Here is a 24,759-nt window from a genome sequence, read left to right as displayed (position 1 = left end):
CCCAGGCGGATTCCGAATACTTGGTGCGACGCCAGCTTCCGGAGAAGGACGACGAGATGTCGCGAGTGTATTTGTCGCCGTGGATTTCTGCGCCTTCGGCGATGGCCTTGGCCAGCCGCTGACGGTGGGTGAGCGATTCGAAAGCCTGTTGACGCTTACCCGAGCTGTAGTACGCGACGACGACGCCGCGGTCGGAGTTGTAGTGGTCGTAGGGGAACATGATCTGGGAGATGTCGCGGTCGGTGTTGGACGCGCCGCCGTAGATGCGGTCCTCGGTCTCCCACCACCGACGCGAGTATTCGATACCGAGCTTGCCCGACGACGACGGCTTGGCTGCATCCAACGCGAGCAGGATGTCGGAGGGCAGGTTGTTGTTCAGCCGCTTGATCAGGTGCGGTGGGATCGTGCAGATTGCGTAGTCGGCGGTGATCGACTTGGATTTGCCGTCGACGACGTAGTCGACGGTGACGCCTTCCGGCACGTTCTTCATGCCGCTGACCTCGGCGCCGAACTCGATGTTGTCCATCCCGATCGCGTCCTGGAACTTGTAGTAGATCCGGTCCATGCCACCGACGGGGGTCATCATCGTCATGGCCTGGTCGTAACCGAACTCGAAGGAGAATGCACGCCCGATGCCGCCCTGGATGACATCGCTCATCCCGAATGGTTCGATCTCGGTTCCGAAGTTGAGGCCGGCGCCCGGCTCCGCGGAGTGCCCTCGACGCGAGGATCCGACGTAGCGGCCGTCGCTGGAGAGATCACCGAAGTCGGTGAGGAAGGACGAGAGTGCTTCTTTGTCTTCCTTGCTCAAGACCTGGTCGAGAGCGCCCTGATTGGTGGCCTTCTGCAGCAGCTCGGACATGTATCCGTAGGTGTCGGCTTTGGCTGCTCGGTAGGTGATCGACTGATTCGCCAGCGGCTTGTTGCCGGTGTAGTTGACGAAGGTGTTCGCGTTCTGGTTTCCGAACATCTGCAGTTCGACGCCCAGTTCGCGGCAGTAGTCGATGGTGTTGTGATTTTGCGGAATACGCGTCGCACCGAGGTTGTAGAAGTGGCCTTCCGAGAACGTACAGGTCTGTGTCTCGCCGTTCAGGTCGGTTTCTTCGGTGCCGTTGCGGATCGACCACACCCGACCACCCGGGCGGTTGCGTGCTTCGAGGACGGTGACCTTGTATCCGGCCTTCTGCAGTTCGTAGGCGGAGCACAGACCGGACGGTCCGCCGCCGAGGATCACGACGGAGTGATTTCCCTTGACCTTTCCGATCAGGTCACCCGCTGCAGGTGCCTGAAACCGCCTCGGCGTCGACGCCACTGCCGGCGCCAGGCCGATGGACGACATAGCACCGAGCGCCAGGCCCGCGCCGCCGGTGATTCCCAGGCTGCGCATGAAAGATCTACGTGTGTATGGCATTCGAGCTCCCCAGTGTGCTCCCGGTGACCCGGGTGGTTGGTGTTGAACACAGACTTCAGGAGCGTTGGGTCCGGAACTTGACGCACAGGAAACAGTCAGTGGGGACCGAGTGAGAAACCTGCGAGCATCAGCATCGGGCTCTCTCACCCGAGTGCGATCAGCGGAAGCATGCCCGCAATATCGGCGTTACATAACCGGACTAGCGTGACGCGACATGTCCGCTCTCACCGAAGCTATCGCGCGGTCCTTCACAACGCGCGAGAAGCAGCCCCCGGCGCGATCACCGCTGCGCGCGTTGGGTCGTCGGCAACTCTCGGGCGCCGAAGTGCTGGCCCAGTCGGTGGCAACCACTGCCCCTGCTGTGTCGATGGTCGTTCTGCCCGTCACCATGCTGACACACGGCCGATTGTTGAGCGGGATGATCACCATCATCGCGGCCACCGTGCTGGTGACGCTCATAGCCTTCTGCGTTTCGCAGTTCACCCGCCGAATGGCTGCGTCGGGCGGATTGCACAGCTTCGTCTTTCGCGGCCTGGGCACCCGGGCAGCATTGACCACCGGCATCGCCATGCTGGTCAAGTACGTCGGCAGCGCGGTGATGACGCTCTATCACGGCGGACAGGCCGCAATCGCATTGCTCGGCTTCGCAGGTGTACACGTGGACAAGACTTTTCACGTCATCGCGCTCTATCTGGGGATAGCCTTGCTGATTCTCGGCGCTCTCGTGCGAAGTGTCAGATTTGCCGCGCTCGCGATCCTCGTCGTCGAAAGCTGTTCACTTCTGTTCATCGTCGGGCTCATGATCCTGGGCGGTTCCGGAAGTCAACAAGCACAGATCGTTCCCCCCACCTCCGGCCACGGGTTGTTACTCACCGCCCTGGCTGCCGTGTTCGCTCTCGCCGGATTCGAGAGCGCGGCCTTCTTCGGCCCCGAGGCCCGTCGCCCGCTGGTAACCGTCACCCGCACAGTCCTTCTCACTCCGATCATCTGTGGATCGCTCTTCATCTTCGCGGGCTGGGCCGCTTGGTCCGGGCGCAGTGACACCCTCGTCAACGCCTATCTCCACGGAACGGCGACGGGCGTGAGCCCCGGTGTCGTGATCGCGCTCAACGTCGGTCTGGGGTGCTCGTGGCTGGCGTCCTCGATGGCGTCGTCCAATGCTGCGTCACGCCTGGTCTATTCGTTCGGTGTCGAGCGCCTACTCCCCCGCCGGTTCGCCTCGGTTCACAGTGCCTTCCGTACGCCCTACTTCGCATTGACTACCGTGGTCTGCACCGTCCTGCTGGGCGGCGGAACCTTTGCCGTTCTCGGGCGCGGAGAAATCTTCGACGACGTTCGACTGACTGTTCGCGGCGCCGTCATCGTGGCCTATGCACTGACGGCTATCGCATCCGTTGTCTTCCTGACACGGATCGGCGAGCACACTCCCGGCGTTCTCGCGGCCGCGTCGTGTGGCAGTGGTGCCGGAGCGATAGTCCTCGGTTACCTGGTTTATGCCAACACGATCGACCACGCGTACGTTGCACCGATCGCCGTGCTCGTGATCCTGACTTCGGGCACACTCTGGCAGTTCTACCTGCGACGCCGAAGCCCCAAAAGTCTGCTGCACGTCGGCGCTTTCGACAGTCCCGAAACCGAGGACGTACTACCAGGAGCTGGGGTGTTCGCCACCGACGCAGCCGGAAACATCGTGCTGGTGGGCGAGCCGACTGCCGGCGCCCGCTGATGGTGGGCCGACCACGCGACCTCGGTGGGCACGAACCCCGAGCGGTTCAGCGCGCCCTTGCCCTCCTCGAGTCGGCGGCCAGGCTCGGATCGGGAGCCACCGCCAAGGACATTGCCGCCCTGGCCGACATCCCACCTGCCACTGCGTATCGGTTACTCAACATCCTTGTCGCCGACGGTTACCTGGTTCGGATCGCCGACCTCTCCGGCTTCGCACTAGGCCGACGCACCCGTGAATTAGCCGGGGCTGCCGCCGAACCCACACCCATCGACAATTCGGTGCTCCTCGAAGAACTCCGCGAGCAGGTACGGTTCGGCGTCTACCTCGCGTCGTTTGCAGAAAACAGAATTCGGCTCGTCGATCGCGATCCCGACCACGAACTCAGCGGCGAACGCACACTGGTCACGGCCCTTCACGCGTCGGCTATCGGGAAGCTGCTCCTCGCCAGCCGACCCGAATTGGCCGAGACCCCATTGCGAAAGGTCACCGCACACACCATCACCGACGGCGACGCATTGGAACTCGAACTCTCTCGGATCCGGCGCGGTGAGGCCGCCCGTGAGGTCGACGAGATTCGTGTCGGACGCTCCGCCGTCGCCGTCCCGATCCACGACGCGGAAAGGTGTGTCGTCGGTGCCTTGGCTGCGATAGGTCCGACCGGCAGACTTTCCATCGACGACGTAGACCTGGTGGCACTGCTGCGGGAGTACGCGGAACGCATCGTTGCACCGACGATGTCGAAGGCAAGCTGAAAATCAGAGGCCGAACACACGTTTGGCAAAGCCGAGATGCTCGTCAGCCCAGCCGATGACGCCGAGCGTGGAATCGAGATTCTGCGGCGGAGTGCGCACCAAGGTGTCGCGTCGGACGAGTCGGTCGAAATCGACCTGTGCACGGTCGAACTGGACCCCGGCCGTGACCATGATGTTCGCCAGTTCTTGCGCCATCACCCCGTACGCGACTGTCGTGGGATGAACGCCGTCGAGCGAGAAGAGGCCGCCCGAAGCGCGGCCGCCGCGACCGTCGGCGGAGAGGAACAGCGAGTCCGGCACGGGTTGCAAGTCGGTCAGCGCCTTGGGAAGGGGGTACGGCGTCCACCATGACGGCCGCGCATTGACGTCGGTGACGTAGCGCCGTGAGGCCACGCGCTCGAGCAACCCGGCAATATCGCAGAGGTACCAGTCCTTCCCCACCCGACGGGCATTCGCGACGGCTTGCTCGATTCCGTCGTTGTACATGTCGATTGCGGTGTCGACGGCCCATGCCTGCGCGCCGGTGATGTGCTGATCGCGTTGTGGATCGAAGTCGGTGTCGCGCACCCACGGTCGTGCGTAGTACGGGAAGTAGCGGGATCCGATTTCGATCTTCCCCCCGAGCCCGTGGGCGATCGGTGCGATGGTCACGTGTGGGACGGTGCAGAGGATGACGTGCTGGGCGTTGATCTTGCGGATCGCGGCCAGCACCTCGGCGTACTCCGACGCGAAGTGCTCAGGCCGCCACACCGTGTAGTCGCGCTTGCCGCCCGGATCACGGAAGTTGTTGCCGCTCCACTCGACTCGAAGTTCGGTGACGGTGCGGAGCGCGTTGTTGGCACCGAGGAAGACGATCAGAGTTTCGATGCCTTCCTTGCCCAACTCCGCTGCTGCGTCGAACGCGGTCATACGCTTCTCGGCGTCGGAGCCTCGCGGCAGAACCCGCAGTGCGGCGCGCTCACCGTTGTTCTCGACGATCTGGCTGATCAAATCGTCGTGCGGTTGGTGAAGAGCATCCTCGCAGCCCTGCGCCGTCTTGGTCAGAGCGTCACGAAGATCCCACCCGTACACCGAGAGGTTGTGGTTGATTGCCGAGAACGTCGGCGCCTCACTGCCCGGTCCGCGTTCCCAGTAGTCCTCCACCTGATCCATGAACGCACGTGCAGCAAAGAGTGCGAGCGGAACCTCCCAGAGGTCGAGCCGTGGGCCGAAGCGCTCCTTGAGGGTGCGGAGCAACAGTTCGATGTTGAGCGGAAGCCCGCCCGGGCCGCCGTAACGGGGAAAGCGGAACTGGTCGAGCCGGCCCAGCTGGTGAGCAATGATCGCCGGATACGACAGATCGGTATTGAAGATCGCCCCGCTCTGGAATCCCTGCGACAGCGAATCGCCGATGACCACCAACCGGTGGGGAGCATCTCCCCCTGGCGGAACTACCGGAATCCCCACTGTGGGATCGAACTGCGGAACCCTTGGTCCGCCGGCGGCCGCGGCCACGACGTCGTCGGGAGTATCGGATGGAAGTTCCATGCCCACTCACCTCCGGAAAAGTCCAGCTGGTCAGCTGATCAGTGGTGGCTTACGCCGATCGGCATTGTCCTGCTCCGATTGCTTCTCGATCGACCTGACAACCTCGTCGGCCCACTGTTGATTTCGCCCGTCGAATTCCGCGCGGTCCCGACGCGCGATACCCCGCCCCACCAGGATGGCAATCGGAATGGAACACACGACCCATACGAGTAGTACGCCTCCGACAATCCACCACATAACCAGTAATTGTGCCCGATTCGACGACTGTTGTGCTCCAGGTCGAAACATCTGTCCGAATCGTGGCGGTCAATCCAGTTGAGCGCGCAGGTCAGAAACGATCTGCGCCGACGGTTTCGCGGGCTTTGCGAACCTGATTCCAACCACGAGCGGCGATGCCGAAGGCAACAAGCGACATCAGATCCGAGACCGTCAGACCGTGTTCTCTGTTCAACGACCACAAGACCTGACCTTCCAGCGGTCCATTGAAGAACAGCCACGCCACCCCTGCACAGACGGTCACAACAACACTGGCTTTGGACGGCTTCATCAAACACACGGTGCTGGTCACGAACAACAAGTTCATGAAAACCAGACCGTAGAAAATTCCGATCATGCGACTCCCCCCGAAGTTCGTTCGTTCAGCCGCGGTTGAAGTTCAGGTACGCCTTCGACGGTGTCGGGCCGCGCTGGCCCTGGTATTTGGATCCGGCCTCGGAGCTTCCGTAGGGGAACTCTGCAGCGCTCGAGAGCTTGAGCAGGCAGAGCTGTCCGATCTTCATTCCCGGCCAGAGCGTGATCGGCAGGTTTGCGACATTGGACAGCTCCAGTGTGATGTGGCCGCTGAAACCCGGGTCGATGAAGCCGGCGGTGGAGTGCGTCAAAAGGCCCAGGCGCCCGAGGCTCGACTTACCTTCGAGACGGCCGGCGAGGTCGTTCGGCAGTGAGCACACTTCGAGAGTCGAACCGAGAACGAACTCGCCGGGATGAAGCACAAACGGCTCGCCCTCTGCCGGTTCGACCAGGCTGGTCAACTCGTCCTGGCGAAGTGCCGGGTCGATGTGCGTGTACCGCGTGTTGTTGAAAACCCGAAACAGACCGTCGAGGCGCACGTCGACGCTCGACGGTTGCACCATAGAGTCGTCAAAAGGGTCGATACCCAGACGTCCAACGGAGATTTCGGCACGGATGTCACGATCGGAGAGCAGCACAGGTAGAGGTTACCGGTTCTGCGGGCAGTGCCGGCCCATCGCCGGGGCGATCACACTGTGGTTACCGAACACGATGCGCGGGTTCTGGACTCCCACGGGAGAGCCCAGCCCCACCTGTCTCAAGTTCTCCATGCCGAAAGGCTTTCCCGCGCAGAACTTGTGGGCAAATCATTTACCGATGGCGCCGACTTCCACACGCCTGTGTTGATCAATGACGGCCGGGGACACCGCTGCTTGAAAGCTCGTCTGATAATGTTCGGAAAGCACGTTGATCGGCGGTGAAAACACGTCCGGTCGGCTGCGACGCCGATGTAGTTCAATGGTAGAACATCAGCTTCCCAAGCTGAATACGCGGGTTCGATTCCCGTCATCGGCTCCACAGATTTTCCGCAGTTCAGAGCCCTTTTGGGGCAGTCGAACTTCGCTTGTTTGGGTCCCAATCCTGTGACAGGTACACGGCAGGTACACAACCCCCTCCATTCAGTGATCAGTCAATGTGAATCCAACGAAAATGGGGGTGCTAGAGGACCGCGTCTCGGAATTCTGCAGTTCATCGATGCCGTCCGACTGGTCGTGCCCCGGCCTGAATCGGTGTCCATTGCGCGCACTGTCAGGAGAGTGCTGTCGACCTCGAAGCCGATGGTCGCCGGTACCTCGGTTCGTTTGCCGTCCATCAGTGATTCGAGCGCGACTACCAACCGATGGGGTTGGAAACTGTCTCCGCTCGGACTCCGCGCGCTTATCAGTTGAAGTTTTTGAAACCGATCTGCCGTAGCGCACCCGGACACCGGGGACCACAACTCACGCAAGAATGCAGATCTTCTCACAATCACAACTGTGAAAATACCCAAGTCCGTCAAAAATCACCTTCGAAAAGAATCAAGTACGTATTCTTCCTCAGTACCGGACAGCCCTAACCGTAAGTGCCAATGTACGACCATCGCTCTGCACATCGAAAACGCTCACCAACCTACATCTTGTGCCTGCTCGGATCATCCGTGGATCAACCCATACACTCCGGATCCGGAGAGCCGGATAAAGCTCGAAGAAATACCCCAGTTTCGAGGACTGTCACATTAGCGTCGTGCTACCTTCCCGAAGATCTTTAGAACCGGCAGATTGGCCCCAATTCGATAGAAGGCCGTAAGTGTCCAGAGTCGAAACCTTATTCCCCGCAAGCATCGCAGCGCCTTCCCTGGTTATGACGTTCGGAGCTACGGCTTCTCACGCAACTCCCAAACCTGGCAACTTTGGCGCAGGCGCTTCTGGTGGACCTTGGTTGGTGGACTACAACTCCTCGAATCGCCTCGGATATATCAGGACAGTCACCTCATTCGGTCCAGGCTCGCCGCTTACATTGCAGGTCCCAATTTCGATAGCAGGACATCTGCCCTGTATGCAGTAGCGAATCTTGCCGGGCCCTAGACGGAGCGAGGAGGTGAATTCAAATGGATAACGTCCTCTTTGCTATCGTCAACGTGATCGTGGCGATGGCGAACGGTTCCACGATCCCCTTCTCATTAGAAGGCGCAGGGCCACTAACCGCTCCCGACTTGTAGAGAAGATCGGCCGACCGCATGTGGATGACATTTTCAGCTCTGCCTGAAACCTGCATATCAGAAGATGCGTGGATCGTGCGGTGGTCACAAACATAAGCTCCCCTACCTGGCCAGGAAGGGGAGCTTATGTTTGACAGGTCCCAAATAGTCGGTCGAGGCCGCCCCGAATAGGATCAGCAACCGAATGTCACAGCGCCGACTGGTTTGATCACGCGAGTGTGCACCGTGAGCAGAATTCACACAGAGGTCGATTAATGTACATCTGCTGAATCAGCCTTCTCAGCTCCGTTTGATCGAATACGTCTGCTGGCTCGAGTGCCCTTGCCACGGTGAGGCAAGCTACCGATCTCGGACGCGGGCGCTGTCTCTTGATGTTGATGTTGACCACGATGGACCTGTACCTAGTTGGCACTGACCAATTTAGGTCGTCGAACAGGTGGCCGGTGGAAGCGCTTCGGTCTTCGGCCTGATCACGAGTGGCCGCTATGTGGTGAGAATCGGTCGGTCTCCTCTTGAAATGTAGTCGGCGAATCGTTCAATTCCTGCCTGTGAGAAGCTTCCTCGACCTGCGCGTCTAAGTGCGGCTTCGACGAATGGGAGCGGTTTCCTGCGGTATGTGCGGTAGATGCTGTCGAGTACTGGTTGCAGTGCCCGGCGTGCGAGGTCTGCTGTTTCCGGGTCTGAACCCCCGAATTTCACTGTCACATTCGGCATAGATACCCCTGCTGGTCGAGTGTCCGATTCCCTGGCCGGAAGCGTACGTATCGGGATTGCAAATCAGTACAGAAACACCAAAACGGGGCGCTAAGTCCCTACTTGCGGTGGATACGACTCCGTCTTTGGGTTGACGAAAAGGGGCCCGACCGCCGCGTGCGGTCCGGCTTCCGTTCTACGACTACGGGTTACGCCCCGAAGCCGAGGCTGGTGGTTTCGCCTGCTTCACGGGTGGGTGGCGAACTGCCGATGCTGACGGGTGTTTGCGTCAACACATAGCGAACTCCCCAAGCTACAACGTCCATGCAGAATGTCCCCCGCTACATAGTTGCGTGGCCGAATTCATTGAGGCGATAACTACCGGCCACCCGAAGGTGCCCCGTCCCGTGGTCGACCACTACAACTGGCGTTCCACGGTTCCGCAGAAGTTCAATGCCTGTGGTGCAACGCCCGCGGGGTCGTCGACATCGAGTTCGACGACGGTGCGTGGGTGATGTTCGGGGCGGGTATTCGGCCAGTACGCCCGCGCCATCGAGGTTGTGCTTTTTGACCGCTTGGTCAGGATCTGGAAGTCATAACTGGTCCATATCCAGCCTGTTCCATCAGCCTCTGCGATGAATGTCCCGATGGGTAGCGCTCGGAGACCCAAGTCATCGGTGCCAGATTCCGCGATCTCATTGCCAACATGCCCCACGACGTTCTATGGTTCATTACATGAGTAATGAACCAGTGAACACCGGGCGTCGATCATCGTGATCGACGACGGACGACCACTGTTCCAGCAGATCGCCGAGCAGATCGAAGGCTCGATCATCGACGGCTCCCTGCCGGAAGACGGGCAGGTGCCCTCAACCAACGAACTGGCGGCGTTCCACCGAATCAATCCGGCGACGGCAGCCAAGGGCCTCAATCAGCTCGTAGGCGAGGGGATCCTCTACAAGAAACGGGGAATCGGAATGTTCGTCACGGTCGGTGCCCGCGACGCACTCAGGTTCAGACGCCGAGAAGCGTTCGCGCGCCAGTACATCGAGCCGCTGTTCACGGAGGCCGACCGCCTCCAGATTTCCCTCGGCGAACTCAAATCCATGCTGGACGACAGGAAGGCGGACCGATGAACGCAAGCACGACAACGACCGAGCCCCGAGTCAGGCGTTTCGACGAAACTGAACTTGTCGCCTCGATGCGCTCCGTTGACAGAAAGTACGGGGATGTCGACGCGCTCGCGGACGTCTCGTTCGAGATCAGCCGCAACAAGATCTACGGTCTGCTCGGCCGTAACGGCGCAGGCAAGACGACGATCATGCAGATACTGACCGGGCAGGACCTGCACACCAGCGGCGACGTCGAAGTTTTCGGGGCCGCCCCTTTCGAGAATGCCGACGTCCTGGCGAACGTGTGCTTCGTCAAGGAAAGCCAGACGTACCCCGAAGACCTCAAGGTCAAGCACGTACTCGTCGCCGCCGGCCATCTACTCCCGAATTGGGACCACGCGTTCGCCGAGACACTGCTTGACGATTTCCAACTTCCCCTGTGCCGCAAGGTGAAGAAGCTCTCGCGCGGCATGCGGTCAGCGTTGGGAGTGATCATCGGACTTGCCTCCCGTGCACCGCTCACGCTTTTCGACGAGCCGTATCTCGGTCTCGATGCCGTTGCACGCCAACTGTTCTACGATCGCCTGCTTGCGGACTACGCCGAACATCCTCGCACTGTGGTGCTTTCGACTCACCTGATCGACGAGGTAGCCAATCTACTCGAGCACGTGATTGTCGTCGACGGCGGCCGGATTGTCGTCGACGCAGACGCGGATGCACTGCGTAGCCGCGCCGTGGTGGTATCCGGTCCCATTGATGCGGTGGATGCCGTTGCTGCGTCCGGCAGGGTCCTGCGCCGGGAGACACTGGGCGCCCACAGCCGAATCATGTTGCAGGCCGATGTGACAGAGACCGAGCGAAACCGACTGCGGGAGGCAGGAGTCCAAGTGGAACCGGCATCTTTGCAGGAACTTGTCATCGCGACTTCGACGCAGCGCAAGGAGATCACCGTATGAGTATCGCAACGACAGAGCCACGGACGGTCCCGAAGACGCCCGCTCGGTCCAGGATCGGTGCCGTCCTACAACTGCACACGGTCGCGTGGCCGTTGCTGATCGCCTGGCCGGTGGGCATCCTGTTGATCTCGTTCCTGATCAGCTTCACTATCTACGCGATCGTCGGGAACGAGGAGGGTGAGGGATTCACCGGCAGTGTGTTCTCGGTCTACGGTTTCGTGCTGGCGTTCTACCTCCAGTCGATGACGCAGACGTTCCCATTCGCGCTCGGACTGAGCGTGACTCGCCGCGAGTTCTTCACTGCCACCACGGTTATGGCGCTGGCACAGTCCGCAGTCTTCGCAATCGCGCTGCAACTGCTGTCCGTGCTGGAGTCCGCCACCAACGGCTGGGGTGTGCACATGCGCATGTTCGGCATCGCACGCTATTTCACCGACAACACCGCCGTACAGTTGCTCGCACTGTTCGCGACGCTGCTGCTGACCAGTTCGATCGCAATGCTGGCAGGTGCTATCTACCAGCGGTGGAGGATCACCGGTCTACTCGCCTCCCTCACCGGGCTTTTCGGCTTGCTCGGCTTGTCAGCGATCGCGATCACCTGGGCTGGGTGGTGGCCGGCGATCGGTTCGTGGTTTGTCGATACTCCCCGAGTGGTACCGATGGCACTACTCCCTCTGGCCCTTGCCATCGCGTGCATCGCCGGAGCCTGGGCGACGTTGCGTCGAGCAACGCCGTGACCGCGCAATCATGTGCGACGCCACATGTCGCGTCGTCTCGAAGTGCTCGTCGGATCAAACCCGTCTAGACAGCTCGTCCCCCTCCCTGAGTCAGGAAAGGGGGACGAACGTCGCAACAGGGTGCTATCTCGTCCCCGATTTGGTCCGCTCTACTGCCGAGCCACCCGCTCGACAAAACTCGAAGCCCGCAGCACCAGTTCATCTTTCCGGTTCTGGCGCGCAGCGGCGGCATCGTAGCCGGCATACGGGAGCGGGGGGTCGTTACGAACATTGGACGAGCACTGGAAGTCTCGGCAGATCAGTGTTCCGACCGTGCTGCCACGTCGACCGGCGGGCCCGGCCAACTTGGCGCCGTAGAAGACGACCTCGTTGGGGAGTCGCGTGTCGCGGCACCAGGAGCACTGGGCGCGCGATCGCGGAGTGGCCTCGGCTTGAACGAGCAAGACTCCGATGGTCTCCCCGTCGAGTGTCGGGACGATCGCGTAGGCGCGTCGGCCCATTTTCGGATCTCGCCAGCCCAGGTAGTCGAGAGCGTCGAAGTCGATGGTGCCGAAGCCGTCCGGCAGGGTGAGATCGGACTTCTCCTTACGACTCGCGTTGACGAGGCTGGAACGAATAGATGTATCGGTCAAAATGATCATGGGTGTATACCAATCGTGGCTCGGTGAAGGTGGGTACAGCTCATGGCCCGATCAGCACCAAGTGCTGTCGGGTCCGAAATGCGCTATCTGTCGCCGGCGAAGACGACGCCGACAACCCCCTCACGCCCATGGGGCGTCACCGTGTACGTATCCACACCGCGATGGTAGCTACAGGCCTGCGTTACAGGCCACTCGATTTATCAGTCACGCCATACCGCCGTGAACTCGTACCAAGGTCCGCCGAGGTGAGTTGCGGAGAAATCATCGAACCCCGATGGTGGGCCGCTGGGCGAGTACACCCACCCACTCGAGGTGATGAACATGCTGTCGTTGTCGATGAAGTAGACCTCATCCGGCCGCACGACATGGGCACTACTGATATCGAACTGGCCGATCTCGAGCTCTTCCACGGTCGATTCAGGCTGCTCCAAAAGACCAATCGCGATGGTCTCGAACTCTCCGCTCTTGTCGAGGAAAGTTGCCGGCGGCATCAACAACACCAGAGCTACTGCAGCGATGACGGCGATCGGGGAGGACAGAATCCACCACGACCACCGCCGGTCCTGGCCAAGGGCATAGAGGGTGCGGATCGCCCACACCAGACCGACCACGATCAAGATGAGCAGAGCCGCGGCGCTGACGAGGAAGGGATCCAACCATCTGTACTCCCCGAACGGCGAAGGCCACCAACCGTAATGCCGGCAGACCAACGCAATGAGCGGAACAACGGTGAATGCCAAAAGAATCGGCCCCGGTGGCTTGGACGACTCCGGAGGGTCAGCTACCAACCATTCACCCAGCGACTTCGGCCTTCTCATCACCCCACCGTATCTGCAGGTCATGGCAAAACTCAGCTACACGGCGAATACCTTTGCAGTACACGCACTCTCGTTCCACTCACAACAACCAACGCAGCGATCGGCACTCTCGCCGCAACCGACACAGATGGACAAACCTCACAATTCGCAGATTCAACGTGCCGATCATGCGACAATCGGACGGTGAACGAGACCGCGAGTGGAGTTTCGCACCCGCACCGACCGCGACTGCTGAGCGTCGGCGTCCTACTCTCCGCCGCCCTCCTGTGGTCCACTCCCCTCGCCGCTGCCGCGCCCACCGAACCTGGGCCGGCCAGTTGCATATCATTCGGAACCGCCCAACTGCCACCAGGTGCGCCCTCCGGTGGAGGTCGAGTCGGGTTGGCAAACCTACCGACATTCACCGGTTCAACCGCCCCCAGCTCGGTCCAGATCCGCACGCCAACTACGCAATTCAATCGTTTCTGGGACTTCGCGCTAGTCGACCACGACTTACTCGCTCGGCCGCGAGAGCCAGGCGCATCAACGGCTCAACCGTGGCGTTTCGTGCCGATGCCCGGGTGCCTGCGTGGACGATTGGTCGGGATATCACTGGACGACGACGAACTCGTCGCTGTCGACGACAACGGCTGGATCTACACGATGGACAACGCATCCCAGGATCCGCTGGTGTGGAATTGGACCTCGGCATGGGGCGCACCGCTGTGGAGCGGTCCCGGCCGACAACTCCCCGGAGACCACCCGAACGGGTGGGCACTGAGCGTCTCGTCGCCTTGGGACAACCAAACTTTCACCGACGTCGCAGGACGGATTCACTTCGTCGGACTCGCCAAGATGACGATGATCCCCACGTTGACCGGGGACGGCAGCCGGATAACCTACGCGGACCCGTGGCTGCCCAACGACGACAGCTACGAGATCGGCGGCCCGCTCGGCGGGCGATTCCAGGCGGACTCGCTGTCGGCGGCCGGATCAACCACTTTCGTGATGAACAAGTACGGTGACATGTCCACCCGCACAGTTGCTTTCGATTCTTCGGGATCGGACTCGATCTTCTTCCGCTACAGCTGGGAAGATCAGTCGGACAAGCCGTCGGCACCCAACCTCGTGGCCGAAACACTGGACCGCAGCACCGCCGCGATCCAACTTCCGGCCCCCGACTGGGTGCACCAGCCCAAAATTCCCGGTGAAGTTACATCCGCGATCAGTGTGCACTCACTCGGTCCCGGCCCGAACCGGCGGGAGTTGCGTGTCGAGGGTCTCCGCGGCGCCGAATCCGGCTTCTGGCACAAGGATCTCGTCGGCGGCGACTGGGAGTTCACACCGACCGGCGCGTCCCTCCTCGGCACACTGATCGAAAACGCGCCGACAGACCGGTCGACGGATACCCTGTCCCCCGCTGCCCCCTGGCACTTGTCCACGACCTTGCCCGCCCGCGACGGTGCCATCGACGGTCAGACTCTGATCGACATCGGGTTTCCGTACTCTGTGGTGGATCCGCGCATGCTCGACGCGATCGGCCAGCACGCACAACCGTCCGGATACCGACTGGACGTGGACCATTTCGACCCGGTCGCCACCACGCGGACCGCGACCGTGACTGCACCGGATGGCACGGTTCTTCCGGTCGTCCTGCACACCGCCGACGGACTACGGATGACTCCCCGCGCATCCGGCCTCGATGCCGATCCGCGCCACCTCGTCGGGGCAATCGAGATCCCGTCGGACGCGTACGCGGATCGGGCATCGAACCCCGCTCTGGACGCGTTCGTGCAGGACTGGATGCACGGAAACCCCATTGCCGCGATCACGCTCAGCGCCACCGACCACGACTTGGTGATCCGCTAGCCGAAAACAGCGCCGTCCACCATGTCGCCTCGATTAGGCTCAGCAGATGGTCGACACCACACCCGACGTGCCGATATCACCCATCGACGCTGCGAGCTTCCAGCTCGGTGTGCACGTCCAGCCCTACCTGGTCACTATTGCCGGACTGCTCGCTCCTGGTGGCTTCGTCGATCGAGACGGTCGACCTGATCTAGTGCGACTTCACCGCACTCTCGCCGCTCACATCGCGCAGGAGCCGTTACTGCGGCAGCGACCGATCATGCGGAACGGGTCATGGTGGTGGACGGAAAACGACATCGACTTCGACCTCCATCTCTCGCTTGACGAACGCGGGCCTACAGAACCCGACTTCGAATCCGTCTGTGGTCGACTCGTGATGCAACCCCTCGACACCACCCGACCGTTGTGGCACATCGCCTTCGTTCCTGCAGCTCGACCGGGTCTGTGCGGCATTGTCATCCGAGTGCATCACGCGGTTCTCGACGGCGCCAGAGCCAGCGACCTTTTCGAGCGCTTGTTCGCCTCACCTGATTCGAAAAGTACCGACCCGGGCGCTCCCGTGCCGAACATCCCTCCGAAGGCCGCCGGTTCCCTCGACCTCCTCCGATTTCGAATCGGTACTTTCCTGCACCGGCCAATCCGATCACGGGTGTTACTGGGCGCCATTGGTCCCACGAGATCGATCTCGTCCGTCAACGTCGGCACCTCTCTGATCGAGCATGCCGCGCAGCAAGCGGGAGGCACGTTGAACGATGCCTATCTCGTTGCGGTGGGCGGCGGACTGCGATTCATCCTCCAAGAATGCGGCGAGCCCATCCCCAAGTCGATTGCGGTATCGGTACCCGTCGCAGTCACAGCGATCGGTAGCGCACGCAATGCCGTCGGGTTCATGATCATCGACCTTCCACTTCGTGAAACCGACCCACAACGCACAGTCGCGATCGTCGCGAAGCAAACCGCTGCGGCCAAACCTTCCGCACGCGCTTCGGGAACAACCTTTCGGTCACCGCGTATCGCCGGCATTTTCGACAAGCTCGCAAAGCGGCAGCACATGATCGGTGCAGTCGTGTCCAACGTCCATGGACCGCGCGGCCCGCTCACACTCGACGGGGCAGCGCTAGTCGAACTCTGGCCTCTGGGCCCGTTGGCGGGCAATGTCCGCGTCGGCTTCACCGCAGCGTCCTACAACGACACATTCTGGATCGGAATCCAGGCCGATGCCGAGCATCTCCCACCTGCAAGCAAGATCGCCCGAGCCGTCGAACGGACTCTCGACGAAATAGCCGACACTGCACACTGACTGGATCTACTGCCACTATCCGATGCACCTCGCCGCTTGGGCAACGGATACTGTCGAGACGTCTCGACAACATCTCCACTGATTCGAGCCTGCAAGCCGGTGTCGTCACGACACGATCGTCACGAGGAAGGCGAAAGATGTTCACACCTGCAGAATTCGGCAAGGTCTCGGTACTGGTTCCTGAGAACGGTGGTGCCGTCCCCTACGGGAACACCGTGGTAGTGCACGGATCTGAAAGCACGCTCGTGATCGACCCTTCGCTCTCCATCGACCGCGACCCCGTCGGCGCAGACCTCGTATTCGTCAGCCACGGGCACGAGGACCACATCGCCGGACTACGCCATTTCGACACCCCGGCCTATGCGCACCATCTCGACGCACCCGCAGTCGCATCCCTCGACACGATGCTCACCAATTACGGCCTTCCTCCGAACGAACGAGTCGAGGTCCAGCAGTCGATCGCTACGCAATACGGCATACCCCCGACCCACGAGAACGTGTCGGGGATCGCGGGCGGCCACGCCTTCGACCTGGGCGACCGCACTGCGACAGTCATTCATTTGCCAGGGCACACCCGCGGACACTGCGGGGTCCTCGTCGAACCCGACGGCTTCTTCTACGTCGCCGACATCGACCTCACCTCCTTCGGCCCGATGTACGGCGACCTGGGTAGCAGCGTCAACGACTTCCTCGACTCCATCGACCACGTCGCAACGATCGACGCACGCTGGTACGGAACATTCCATCAGAAGGGCGTGGTCGAGGGCAGCGACGAGTTCCGTCGCCGGTTGTCCGCATACCGCGACAAATTACTGAGCCGCGAAGACCGTCTCATCCAATTCCTCGGCGAACCAAAACTCTTGGAAGACATAGTCGCTCATCGACTCGTCTACCGCCCCCACGTATCGGCCCCGTACGTCGACGCCGTCGAACGACGGACAGCTCAGCTACACCTCGAACGACTCATCGCATCCGGTGCCGTCACAGTCGACGAAGACAAGGTGTTTCGCCGGACCCTCTGACATCCCTGGCGAACTGATCGCGCCATTTCGGATACTTCCGAAAATCGGACCGAAGTTCACCGAAAAAATCTGGCACTCGAGGTTGCAGAGTGCCAGATTTGCTGGTTATCATGTTCTCGCACAGTAAGTTCGGTCGCCGTCGAGGTGACGGTGACCTTTCTTAGACGATACGGGAGGTGTGTTGCTGTGCTTCGTTTCGATCCTTTCACCGACATCGACGCGATCACCAAGTCCCTGCTTGCCACCGGAACCGGCAGCAGCCGAAGTCCACGCTTCATGCCGATGGACCTCTACAAGATCGATGACCACTACGTCCTTCACGCCGATCTTCCCGGCGTCGACCCAGGATCAGTGGACGTACAGGTAGACGGCTCGACCCTCACCCTGACCGCGCACCGCAGCGCCATTTCCGAAGAGGGAGTGACGTGGCTGGCCGGTGAGCGTTTGACAGGAACATACAGAAGGCAGCTGTCCATCAGTGAGGACATCGATTCCGAACGGATCGTCGCCTCATACGACAACGGAGTGTTGACCGTGACCTTGCCGATCGCAGAGAAGGCGAAACCGCGGCGGATCGAAATCTCGTCGGGGCCGCCGTCCCGCACCGCAAACTCCGAGGTGAAAGCCCAAGGACAGATCGAAGCCTGACCTGAACGGCTTGGCACGAAATCGACTGTACGAGAGCCTTTCATCCAGGAGGTCCACTATGCCCGCGCCAATCATGGCCCCCGCCGCAGCTCTGGCTGAACCGGTCGCCTGGAACGAAGACCCGCAGCGGCAAGGCCGGTGGAAGCGCATCCTCGCGGCCACCCCGCCCGAGAGCCCCACCAACGAAGAATTTCAACCCTGACAAAACCAGACCGTGTTCGCCGAATACGGTCACCCACAAATGAATTGATGCCTTCCGTCCGTCCACCGAGGCGGACGGAAGGCATTTACAGGCGCTCTACACACGTTCAGCTCGATGAAGCATTCCGGCCGAACCGAAGAGCCATCACCTGCAGCAGGTCAAGAACCGCCCGAAATGGGCGAAGCAGGACGAAACACTCACACAACAAGGACGAAGCTCGCCGCCACCTGCCAACCGTGACTCGTACGGTTGAAATGTAGACGTCAGTGACTGCGCTGACGCTTACCGACCTCGTCGGTCCCCTGAATTGTGTGGCCGTCGAGGTCGTCTCATGTCGATATCCAAACTGAAAGTGGTCAGCCCTCAACACTCGTCGGAGGAGATGCCGTCGCCAGACCCTCCAGAAGGATTGCCAGACCGCGCTCGAGTTCGTCCCGCCCGTCGTAGTGAGCCATGATCGTAGCCATCGACCGCAGTCTCGGAAACTCGGCAAGCGGAAGCCGATGCAGACCGAGTCGCAAGAGATCGTCCGTCTCCTCGGGATTTTCGACTATTTCCTGAAGCTCGTTGAGAATGTGCCCGTTGAGGAAGCCGAACACTGCTCGGTAGATGTGTAATGCGTCTTCAGGAGTGAAACCGGCCCGTATCAGCAGTTCGAGAATCGCTTCGAGGTAGCGCAACGTCCCGGGAGGACGCAATCCGAGCGGGGTGGACAGCGGCCGAGTGACCAGCAAAGGAACCACGTTGGGGTGCGCGAGCGCGAGGCGGCGATACCCGTACGCAACCGCGTGCAGCTGCCCTCTCCAGTCGCGATCGGACGGGTCGACGACCAGTTGTTCGAGCACGGTCTCGACGACCCCGTCCAGCAGGGCCGCCTTGTTGGCCGCGTACCTGTAGAGAGTCATCGGATTTCTGTCGAGCGCTTTGCCCAGTCGGCGCATGGAGAGGCCGTCGGCACCTTCCTCGTCGATGATCGCCAACGCCGTCGAGAGTACGAGCGCCCTGGTGAGAGGCTCCTCGCGGTCCGCGGCGGGAATCAAACCCTTAGTGCGATCTGGCGAGTGTCCGGTCATTCACAGAACATACATCGTATGCCTACGCATTGACAGAACCGCACGGCTGGTTTACTGTTCGAAGACGCCTGATATATACAACGTATACACACATCGTATACCCGGAATGTCCGGATTTACGTGGGCGCTCATCGATACGTCCCGGCGCCGGAGCCGGCGCGGACGTACGGACTCACTTTCGTCGCATGAGTCCCTTCTTCAAAGGATCGAAGATGAACAGAACATGACAGCACCCACCGCAACACGACGCTCGCGGTTCTTTCAATTCTCGGGTATTGCAACGATTTCCGTCTTCTCCGTCGGCATTCTCGTCTTGCCGGCCGGCACTGCCGGCGCGGAAGCGACTGCTGTCGGACTCGGCACCGCTGAGCCCTTTGCAGTCCTTGCCGGAGCAGGAATCACCAACACCGGACCGACAACCCTCGGCGGCGATATCGGCACGTATCCGACGCCAACCATCACCGGTGTATCGGACCTGACGATTACCGGCACCAATCATGGTGGCGACGCGGTATCGCAGGGAGCGAAACCCGACGTGTTGACTGCCTACAACACTCTTGCCGGTCAGGGACCCACACAACCGACGGGAGCCGACTTGACCGGTCGGACACTGGTTTCGGGTGTCTACAACTCCGGTTCGTCGATCGCACTGTCGGGAACCGTCACCCTCGACGCGCAAGGTGACCCCGATGCAGTCTTCGTCTTCCAAGCGGGATCAACGCTGATCACATCGTCGTCCAGCACCGTTGCACTGATCAACGGAACGCAGGCGTGCAATGTTTTCTGGCAGGTTGGAAGTTCCGCCACCCTGGGCACCAACTCCGTCTTCCGAGGAAACCTGTTGGCGCTGACAGACATTACTGCCACAACCGAGGCAACCGTCGAGGGTCGACTGTTGGCGATCAATGGCGCGGTCACTCTCGATACGAACACCGTTACGATCCCGACCTGTGCGCCTCCTGTCACGACTACGACCCCGACCACTACGACGACTACGGTCCCGCCTGACACCGCGACGACTACCACCACGACTGTGGTCCCGCCGGTGGTGACTACAACCACGACGGTCGTCCCGCCGGAGGTGACTACAACCACGACTGGTACACCGGTGGAAGCGACGACCACCACACCAGGGCCGAACGGCACGACTACAACCACTGTGGACGTACCGCCGATCATCACGACCAGCCGAAACATTCCGTCCATACCCGAGATTCCCGGTCTCCCACCACTGCCGGGAATACCTCCCACCGTTCCCGGGACGGTAACCGTCCCGTCTCGGGTGCCGACGACGTCAGCTTCTCGAACGGGTACCCCGACCACTCAACCGGTAGGCCCGGAATCCCCGAATGTTCGAGCCCCTCAGGTGCAGCAGGTACCACGAGGGTCGGTCGACACCGGTGACGGAAGCACACAATCCCAACGCGGCGGACAGTCCAGTGGAGGGTGGATCGCCCTGCTCGTCGGCTTCTTCAGCGTCGTGGCTATGTCGGCCCTCGTCATCCGTCGGACAAGTCGATAGATGAAAGACGAAAACTCCGTGATGGCTCCGCGAACTCGCCGAGCCATCACGGCTCTCGCCCTTACTGTTTCAGTACTCGTAACGGTGGTCGGATGCGCCGGTGGACAATCCGACAGCGGAAATTCACAACCACACTCGTCGCCTCGACAAGACACCACATCCGCGCCACGCGCCACTGACTCTGCACTGCCCGAAAGGGCGCCGGTAACTGCTGAACACCGCCCCGCGCGCCTCGAAATCCCGTCCATCGGCGTCGACACCGACATCATCGATCTCGGACTCGATACCGATGGAGCACTCGAGGTCCCACCGGATGGGAAGGACGCAGGGTGGTACACCGGCGCTCCCGCACCCGGTGAGGTCGGACCGGCAATCATCGCCGGCCACGTCGACTGGCAAGGCACCGACGGGGTCTTCTTCGATCTGCGGAATCTCGAAACAGGAGCCGACATCATCGTCACCCGCGAAGACGGAAGTCGCGCAGTGTTCACCGCTACCAGTGTCGAACACTTCCCCAAAGAGGACTTTCCCACCGACGTCGTATACGGCGACATCGACCACCCCGGACTCCGGATCATCACGTGCGGTGGATCCTTCGACGAAACCGCACGCAGTTACAACGACAACATCATCGCATTCGCCGACCTGGCCTAACCGCCTGAGACGCCGCAGCACACCACTTCGAAAGTCCGCACGAACCGTTGGAGAGCAATGACCGTATTCCACTTTCCCGTGCTCGAGAAGTTTCGATGACAGACACCGACGACATTCGAGCGAGCGCCGAAGCAGGTGTCGACGCTCCTGCATGGCGGGATCGGAAGCGTTACTGGTGGCCGTTGGGATTGCTGATCCCGCTGAGTCCCTTCCTGTCCTGGCTGCTGGTCGAATATTTGCACCTCGGCCTGTTCTGGGCGACCGGTGCCTGGATCCTGATTCTCGTCATCCCGATCGTCGACATCGCAGTCGGCGCAGATGGCCGCAGCCCACCGGACAACGTGATCGCGGCATTGCAGGACGACCGCTACTACCGATGGTGTACCTACCTGTTCGTGCCACTTCAATACGCTGGCCTCGTCTTCGCCGCATGGTGTTGGGCGCACGCCCCGATGGCAACCGGAGAGAAGATCGCACTGGCGATGACCGTCGGCGTCGTTGCGGGCGTCGGTATCAATGCCGCACACGAACTAGGCCACAAGAGCAGCCGGCTCGAGCGGCGGTTGGCGAAAATTGTGCTCGCTCAATCGTTCTACGGGCACTTCTACATCGAGCACAATCACGGTCACCACGTCAACGTTGCGACGCCGCGCGATCCCGCCAGTGCTCGTTTCGGGGAATCGTTCTGGATATTCCTGCCCCGCAGCGTATTCGGAGGTCTGAAATCGGGCTGGCGGATCGAATCAGCACGCCTGCGCCGGCAGGGTTCACCCGCACTGTCGCCTCGAAACAACATCGTGCAGGCATGGTCGCTGAGCGCCGCACTGTTCGGGACGTTGATCACCTTATTCGGGTGGCAGATACTGCCCTGGCTGCTCCTGCAAGCCTTGGCCGGGATCACGTTCCTCGAGGCCGCAAACTACCTCGAACACTACGGATTGCTCCGTGCGCGAAGACAAGACGGCAGCTTTGTCAAAGCCCGGCCCGAAGACAGTTGGAACAGTGATCATCTCTTGTCCAATTTGTTCCTGTACCAATTACAACGACACAGTGACCATCACGCGAATCCGCGTCTGCGCTACCAATCTCTGCGCAGCGCTCCAACCGCTCCGCAACTCCCTGCCGGATACGCGGTGATGATCGTCTGCGCTGCCGTACCACCACTGTGGCGGCGGATGATGGATCACCGTGTCCTCGGCTACTACAACGGCAACGTCGAGCTCATTCACACCAAGGCGACGATATGAATGACAATGCCCGAGACGACGACCACAGCGACGGGCACTACACGGCCACAGGGCCGACCAAACACGCCAGAGCTGCGTACCAGCCGGCGCGCACCCGGCTCAGACGAGCCGCACCGAGCCTGGACGTCGTCGCTGCCGCGGAGTACCTGTTGACCCAGCCCGACGCATACCTCTATCGCCGCCGATACCTCGACCTGATCACTCAAACCCCCGGGCCCGACGGAACATCGATCACCGACTACGCCGCAGCTGAACGCTACCTACTTGTCACCGCTACCGCGCACCGCAGAACTCATAGTGAGGTTCGTCCATTGCCGGCACCCGGCGATTTTCTGTGAAGTGGTCACCGCAGTGTTTGATGCCAGAGAGTGACAACAGCCTGACGAATTCGGGAGCGCAGCATTTGTCATTTGCCATCACAGCTTTGATTCGCGCTCGCCAATGTCATCGAGGATCAAGAACTCGATCTTCGCTCGCTCCCCGTCCGCATCGAAGTCGTTGTCGCGGTCTGAGACACGCGTGATCAGTTCCGTCAGTGCCGCATGGATCGTCGTGTACAGAAATGCACGCGGGTCGGACACCCCCATCACGTCGTCAGTGTTCATCTGTACCTGCGCCGTAGCGGTACGCCTGCCCAGAAACACACGCGGAAGCCGGATCCCGGTCGGATCGGTCACCACGGAGATGTCGCCACCAACGACAACAAACAGATCGAAGTCGTACTGCATCGCGATGCCCCTCAGCCGGTGTCTGAGCCGAGTCAACTCCTCGATGAAGTCAAGCGGCACCGACGGTCCACCGAATACTGTCCTGAACGTGACCCCGCGAGTCATCGATCTGCCCCCTTTACGGTTCATCCATTTCAGGATCGAGGGCCATACCCTCTGTGTCCCCCACGCCAAGTGCTCGGGCATATCGACCGGCATACCGCTCCAGTGCGACTGCTGAATCGGCCTCACCTGCCCATTGATCCGGAATCGCGGTGCCGTCACACGTTGTTCGCGACATTCGCGCCTCGGAGAACTCGACAGCGGTCCGGGTGAAGGAACACCGCACAAAACTCGTGGCCGCCGAGAATCGTGCGCCGCCGAAAGTGCACTCCACGAATGAGGTATCGGCGAACTGCGCACCAGTCAGGTCTGTGTCGTCGAATGCGCATCGTTCGAACACAGTATTGGGCACGGAGCGGAGCCCGCGTGCTTTGGCTCCAGTGAAATCGCAATCGACGACCCTCGGTCCGAGCGCCACACGCGAGAGCGTCGCACCCCGGAAACTGCACCGTTCGAATCGGCGATTGAAACGGGGCTGTCCGGTCAGTGCCACGAAATCGAAACGGCAGTCGAATAATTCGGATTCGAAGACGGAGATCGGACCCCGAGCGAAACTCAGATCAATCCGTTCCAACGTGAGATACCGGATGTCCAATCCAGCGCTACCCGCTGTCAGGCCACGCACATCGATCAGCCCGTCATCGGTCTCCGCCCATGGGGAGACAAGAGTGTGGGGCGGCTTGACGATCCGCGACTGATCGAGCAGCTGCGCCCGTAAATTATCGACACCCTCATCTGACCAACGTCGACGTAGAGAGGTGATCGCGGACCGGTTCACGGGCTCAATAGTATCGGCAAGATCCCCAGCGATTGGCCGTGGCTGTCCGAGAAGCGAATCACCACACATCAGTACTTCGGTAGGAATCACTTCTCGGAGCGCGCAAAACAGCCGGACCGTGAAATGCACGGCCCGGCTGCAGCGCTCACGCGCACGAAGTGGAACTCGGAGTCAACTGGGGTACTGAAACCGGTCGTGTACGAGCCGTTGACTCATCTCCGGATCAGTATCGAATTATCCACTCTCACAAGTTGATCACGTCGCCCACAAGGATCTGATCGGGATTGACGATCTGCGGATTCATGTCCCACACCTGCTGCCAGGTGAGACCTCGTTCTGTCGCGAGGTCGAACAATGTATCACCGGCTGCAACGACTACCTTTGAGCCGGACGCTGGAGTCTCCGACTCCGGAATGCTTTCTACCGGTACAGATTCGGATGCCTCAGAGTAGACAACGGGAGCAGGCGCCGGTTCCGGTGCAAATTCGGGTGCTA

26 protein-coding genes and 1 tRNA gene are annotated in these 24,759 nt (G+C 60.9%); 15 read left to right on the top strand and 12 right to left on the bottom strand.

Translation table 11 applies throughout. From position 1 onward, the window contains the following. Positions 1–1,387 (bottom strand): FAD-dependent oxidoreductase (locus RWT78_RS16595; protein ID WP_314676731.1); only part of this gene is annotated, 1,387 nt, incomplete at its 3' end. A 238-nt stretch (positions 1,388–1,625) separates the two neighbouring features. Here RWT78_RS16595 and RWT78_RS16590 point away from each other — a divergent pair. Beyond that, positions 1,626–3,137, top strand: coding sequence for an APC family permease (locus RWT78_RS16590; RefSeq protein ID WP_042452324.1), 1,512 nt, complete (start codon positions 1,626–1,628; stop codon positions 3,135–3,137). Continuing rightward, positions 3,137–3,889 (top strand): IclR family transcriptional regulator C-terminal domain-containing protein, encoded by a 753-nt coding sequence (locus RWT78_RS16585; RefSeq protein ID WP_162114782.1) that lies wholly within the window; start codon positions 3,137–3,139, stop codon positions 3,887–3,889. The genes RWT78_RS16590 and RWT78_RS16585 overlap by 1 nt, the downstream gene beginning before the upstream one ends. 3 nt (positions 3,890–3,892) lie before the next feature. Here the strand turns inward: RWT78_RS16585 and RWT78_RS16580 are convergent, their stop codons facing one another. The 4 genes from RWT78_RS16580 to dcd form a co-directional block, all read right to left on the bottom strand. After that, complete coding sequence (locus tag RWT78_RS16580) at positions 3,893–5,416, bottom strand: hypothetical protein (protein ID WP_162114781.1); 1,524 nt, start codon at positions 5,414–5,416, stop codon at positions 3,893–3,895. A gap of 30 nt (positions 5,417–5,446) precedes the next feature. Next, on the bottom strand, positions 5,447–5,653 hold the full coding sequence (locus RWT78_RS16575) for a hypothetical protein (protein WP_007726530.1): 207 nt from the start codon (positions 5,651–5,653) through the stop codon (positions 5,447–5,449). A 91-nt stretch (positions 5,654–5,744) separates the two neighbouring features. Then, positions 5,745–6,029 (bottom strand): hypothetical protein, encoded by a 285-nt coding sequence (locus RWT78_RS16570; RefSeq protein ID WP_054187570.1) that lies wholly within the window; start codon positions 6,027–6,029, stop codon positions 5,745–5,747. Positions 6,030–6,054: 25 nt separating this feature from the next. After that, a complete protein-coding gene (gene dcd / locus RWT78_RS16565) occupies positions 6,055–6,624 on the bottom strand; it encodes a dCTP deaminase (RefSeq protein ID WP_003943702.1) in 570 nt (189 codons plus the stop codon). Positions 6,625–6,929: 305 nt separating this feature from the next. Here dcd and RWT78_RS16560 point away from each other — a divergent pair. Continuing rightward, a tRNA-Gly gene (locus RWT78_RS16560) sits at positions 6,930–7,003 on the top strand. 2,291 nt (positions 7,004–9,294) lie between these two features. Here RWT78_RS16560 and RWT78_RS16555 read toward each other — a convergent pair. Next, positions 9,295–9,429 carry a hypothetical protein gene (locus tag RWT78_RS16555; protein ID WP_003943681.1) on the bottom strand — a complete coding sequence of 45 codons (135 nt, stop codon included), beginning with the start codon at positions 9,427–9,429 and terminating at the stop codon, positions 9,295–9,297. Between the two features lie 220 nt (positions 9,430–9,649). On the opposite strand from RWT78_RS16555, the gene RWT78_RS16550 reads away from it, so the two are divergent. The 3 genes from RWT78_RS16550 to RWT78_RS16540 are packed head-to-tail and all read left to right on the top strand — an operon-like array spanning position 9,650 to position 11,681. Continuing rightward, complete coding sequence (locus tag RWT78_RS16550) at positions 9,650–10,012, top strand: GntR family transcriptional regulator (protein WP_162114780.1); 363 nt, start codon at positions 9,650–9,652, stop codon at positions 10,010–10,012. Next, positions 10,009–10,944: an ABC transporter ATP-binding protein gene (locus RWT78_RS16545; protein ID WP_058227586.1), complete on the top strand. Its 936-nt coding sequence runs from the start codon at positions 10,009–10,011 to the stop codon at positions 10,942–10,944. Before RWT78_RS16550 ends, RWT78_RS16545 begins: the two co-directional genes overlap by 4 nt. Further along, entirely contained in the window at positions 10,941–11,681 is a 741-nt protein-coding gene (locus RWT78_RS16540) for a hypothetical protein (protein ID WP_007726514.1), read from the top strand. The genes RWT78_RS16545 and RWT78_RS16540 overlap by 4 nt, the downstream gene beginning before the upstream one ends. Before the next feature lie 149 nt (positions 11,682–11,830). Here RWT78_RS16540 and RWT78_RS16535 read toward each other — a convergent pair whose 3' ends face one another. Beyond that, positions 11,831–12,322, bottom strand: coding sequence for an FBP domain-containing protein (locus tag RWT78_RS16535; protein ID WP_007726512.1), 492 nt, complete (start codon positions 12,320–12,322; stop codon positions 11,831–11,833). A 200-nt stretch (positions 12,323–12,522) separates the two neighbouring features. After that, on the bottom strand, positions 12,523–13,140 hold the full coding sequence (locus RWT78_RS16530) for a hypothetical protein (protein WP_007726510.1): 618 nt from the start codon (positions 13,138–13,140) through the stop codon (positions 12,523–12,525). 183 nt (positions 13,141–13,323) lie between these two features. On the opposite strand from RWT78_RS16530, the gene RWT78_RS16525 reads away from it, so the two are divergent. The 5 genes from RWT78_RS16525 (at position 13,324) to RWT78_RS16505 (ending at position 18,160) form a co-directional block, all read left to right on the top strand. Next, entirely contained in the window at positions 13,324–14,988 is a 1,665-nt protein-coding gene (locus RWT78_RS16525; protein ID WP_314676724.1) for a hypothetical protein, read from the top strand. A gap of 46 nt (positions 14,989–15,034) precedes the next feature. Next, positions 15,035–16,288, top strand: coding sequence for a wax ester/triacylglycerol synthase domain-containing protein (locus RWT78_RS16520; RefSeq protein WP_162114779.1), 1,254 nt, complete (start codon positions 15,035–15,037; stop codon positions 16,286–16,288). Between the two features lie 137 nt (positions 16,289–16,425). Then, positions 16,426–17,310, top strand: coding sequence for an MBL fold metallo-hydrolase (locus RWT78_RS16515; RefSeq protein WP_314676721.1), 885 nt, complete (start codon positions 16,426–16,428; stop codon positions 17,308–17,310). A gap of 186 nt (positions 17,311–17,496) precedes the next feature. Continuing rightward, entirely contained in the window at positions 17,497–17,958 is a 462-nt protein-coding gene (locus RWT78_RS16510) for an Hsp20/alpha crystallin family protein (protein WP_314676719.1), read from the top strand. Between the two features lie 58 nt (positions 17,959–18,016). Then, positions 18,017–18,160: a hypothetical protein gene (locus RWT78_RS16505; RefSeq protein WP_314676717.1), complete on the top strand. Its 144-nt coding sequence runs from the start codon at positions 18,017–18,019 to the stop codon at positions 18,158–18,160. A 356-nt stretch (positions 18,161–18,516) separates the two neighbouring features. Here the strand turns inward: RWT78_RS16505 and RWT78_RS16500 are convergent, their stop codons facing one another. Continuing rightward, entirely contained in the window at positions 18,517–19,233 is a 717-nt protein-coding gene (locus tag RWT78_RS16500) for a TetR/AcrR family transcriptional regulator (protein WP_003943709.1), read from the bottom strand. Positions 19,234–19,456: 223 nt separating this feature from the next. On the opposite strand from RWT78_RS16500, the gene RWT78_RS16495 reads away from it, so the two are divergent. The 4 genes from RWT78_RS16495 to RWT78_RS16480 all read left to right on the top strand — a co-directional run bounded on the left by RWT78_RS16495 (position 19,457) and on the right by RWT78_RS16480 (position 22,994). Next, on the top strand, positions 19,457–20,755 hold the full coding sequence (locus RWT78_RS16495; protein WP_054187575.1) for an ice-binding family protein: 1,299 nt from the start codon (positions 19,457–19,459) through the stop codon (positions 20,753–20,755). After that, on the top strand, positions 20,756–21,409 hold the full coding sequence (locus RWT78_RS16490) for a class F sortase (protein ID WP_003943710.1): 654 nt from the start codon (positions 20,756–20,758) through the stop codon (positions 21,407–21,409). It begins immediately after the preceding gene. 95 nt (positions 21,410–21,504) lie between these two features. After that, on the top strand, positions 21,505–22,656 hold the full coding sequence (locus RWT78_RS16485; RefSeq protein WP_314676711.1) for an alkane 1-monooxygenase: 1,152 nt from the start codon (positions 21,505–21,507) through the stop codon (positions 22,654–22,656). Continuing rightward, positions 22,653–22,994 carry a hypothetical protein gene (locus RWT78_RS16480; protein WP_003943650.1) on the top strand — a complete coding sequence of 114 codons (342 nt, stop codon included), beginning with the start codon at positions 22,653–22,655 and terminating at the stop codon, positions 22,992–22,994. The genes RWT78_RS16485 and RWT78_RS16480 overlap by 4 nt, the downstream gene beginning before the upstream one ends. A gap of 78 nt (positions 22,995–23,072) precedes the next feature. Here the strand turns inward: RWT78_RS16480 and RWT78_RS16475 are convergent, their stop codons facing one another. The 3 genes from RWT78_RS16475 to RWT78_RS16465 form a co-directional block, all read right to left on the bottom strand. Beyond that, the gene (locus RWT78_RS16475) at positions 23,073–23,489 is read right to left on the bottom strand and encodes a hypothetical protein (protein ID WP_037131026.1); all 417 of its coding nucleotides are present in this window, start codon (positions 23,487–23,489) and stop codon (positions 23,073–23,075) included. A gap of 13 nt (positions 23,490–23,502) precedes the next feature. Further along, positions 23,503–24,333: a pentapeptide repeat-containing protein gene (locus RWT78_RS16470; RefSeq protein ID WP_314676708.1), complete on the bottom strand. Its 831-nt coding sequence runs from the start codon at positions 24,331–24,333 to the stop codon at positions 23,503–23,505. A 175-nt stretch (positions 24,334–24,508) separates the two neighbouring features. After that, on the bottom strand, positions 24,509–24,759 hold a 251-nt coding region (locus RWT78_RS16465), incomplete at its 5' end, for a LysM domain-containing protein (protein WP_314676706.1).

The sequence above is a fragment of the uncultured Rhodococcus sp. genome (assembly GCF_963525155.1).
GTDB classification, from domain to species: Bacteria; Actinomycetota; Actinomycetes; order Mycobacteriales; family Mycobacteriaceae; genus Rhodococcus_F; species Rhodococcus_F qingshengii.
This window is presented reverse-complemented; position numbering and strand designations above follow the sequence as displayed.

Coding starts and splice junctions, on each gene's coding strand:
- RWT78_RS16590 (WP_042452324.1), top strand. CDS start 1,626: ATGTCCGCTCTCACCGAAGCTATCGCGCGGTCCTTCACAACGCGCGAG.
- RWT78_RS16585 (WP_162114782.1), top strand. CDS start 3,137: ATGGTGGGCCGACCACGCGACCTCGGTGGGCACGAACCCCGAGCGGTT.
- RWT78_RS16580 (WP_162114781.1), bottom strand. CDS start 5,416: ATGGAACTTCCATCCGATACTCCCGACGACGTCGTGGCCGCGGCCGCC.
- RWT78_RS16575 (WP_007726530.1), bottom strand. CDS start 5,653: ATGTGGTGGATTGTCGGAGGCGTACTACTCGTATGGGTCGTGTGTTCC.
- RWT78_RS16570 (WP_054187570.1), bottom strand. CDS start 6,029: ATGATCGGAATTTTCTACGGTCTGGTTTTCATGAACTTGTTGTTCGTG.
- RWT78_RS16555 (WP_003943681.1), bottom strand. CDS start 9,429: ATGGCGCGGGCGTACTGGCCGAATACCCGCCCCGAACATCACCCACGC.
- RWT78_RS16545 (WP_058227586.1), top strand. CDS start 10,009: ATGAACGCAAGCACGACAACGACCGAGCCCCGAGTCAGGCGTTTCGAC.
- RWT78_RS16540 (WP_007726514.1), top strand. CDS start 10,941: ATGAGTATCGCAACGACAGAGCCACGGACGGTCCCGAAGACGCCCGCT.
- RWT78_RS16535 (WP_007726512.1), bottom strand. CDS start 12,322: ATGATCATTTTGACCGATACATCTATTCGTTCCAGCCTCGTCAACGCG.
- RWT78_RS16530 (WP_007726510.1), bottom strand. CDS start 13,140: ATGAGAAGGCCGAAGTCGCTGGGTGAATGGTTGGTAGCTGACCCTCCG.
- RWT78_RS16520 (WP_162114779.1), top strand. CDS start 15,035: ATGGTCGACACCACACCCGACGTGCCGATATCACCCATCGACGCTGCG.
- RWT78_RS16515 (WP_314676721.1), top strand. CDS start 16,426: ATGTTCACACCTGCAGAATTCGGCAAGGTCTCGGTACTGGTTCCTGAG.
- RWT78_RS16505 (WP_314676717.1), top strand. CDS start 18,017: ATGCCCGCGCCAATCATGGCCCCCGCCGCAGCTCTGGCTGAACCGGTC.
- RWT78_RS16500 (WP_003943709.1), bottom strand. CDS start 19,233: ATGACCGGACACTCGCCAGATCGCACTAAGGGTTTGATTCCCGCCGCG.
- RWT78_RS16495 (WP_054187575.1), top strand. CDS start 19,457: ATGACAGCACCCACCGCAACACGACGCTCGCGGTTCTTTCAATTCTCG.
- RWT78_RS16490 (WP_003943710.1), top strand. CDS start 20,756: ATGAAAGACGAAAACTCCGTGATGGCTCCGCGAACTCGCCGAGCCATC.
- RWT78_RS16485 (WP_314676711.1), top strand. CDS start 21,505: ATGACAGACACCGACGACATTCGAGCGAGCGCCGAAGCAGGTGTCGAC.
- RWT78_RS16480 (WP_003943650.1), top strand. CDS start 22,653: ATGAATGACAATGCCCGAGACGACGACCACAGCGACGGGCACTACACG.
- RWT78_RS16475 (WP_037131026.1), bottom strand. CDS start 23,489: ATGACTCGCGGGGTCACGTTCAGGACAGTATTCGGTGGACCGTCGGTG.
- RWT78_RS16470 (WP_314676708.1), bottom strand. CDS start 24,333: ATGTGTGGTGATTCGCTTCTCGGACAGCCACGGCCAATCGCTGGGGAT.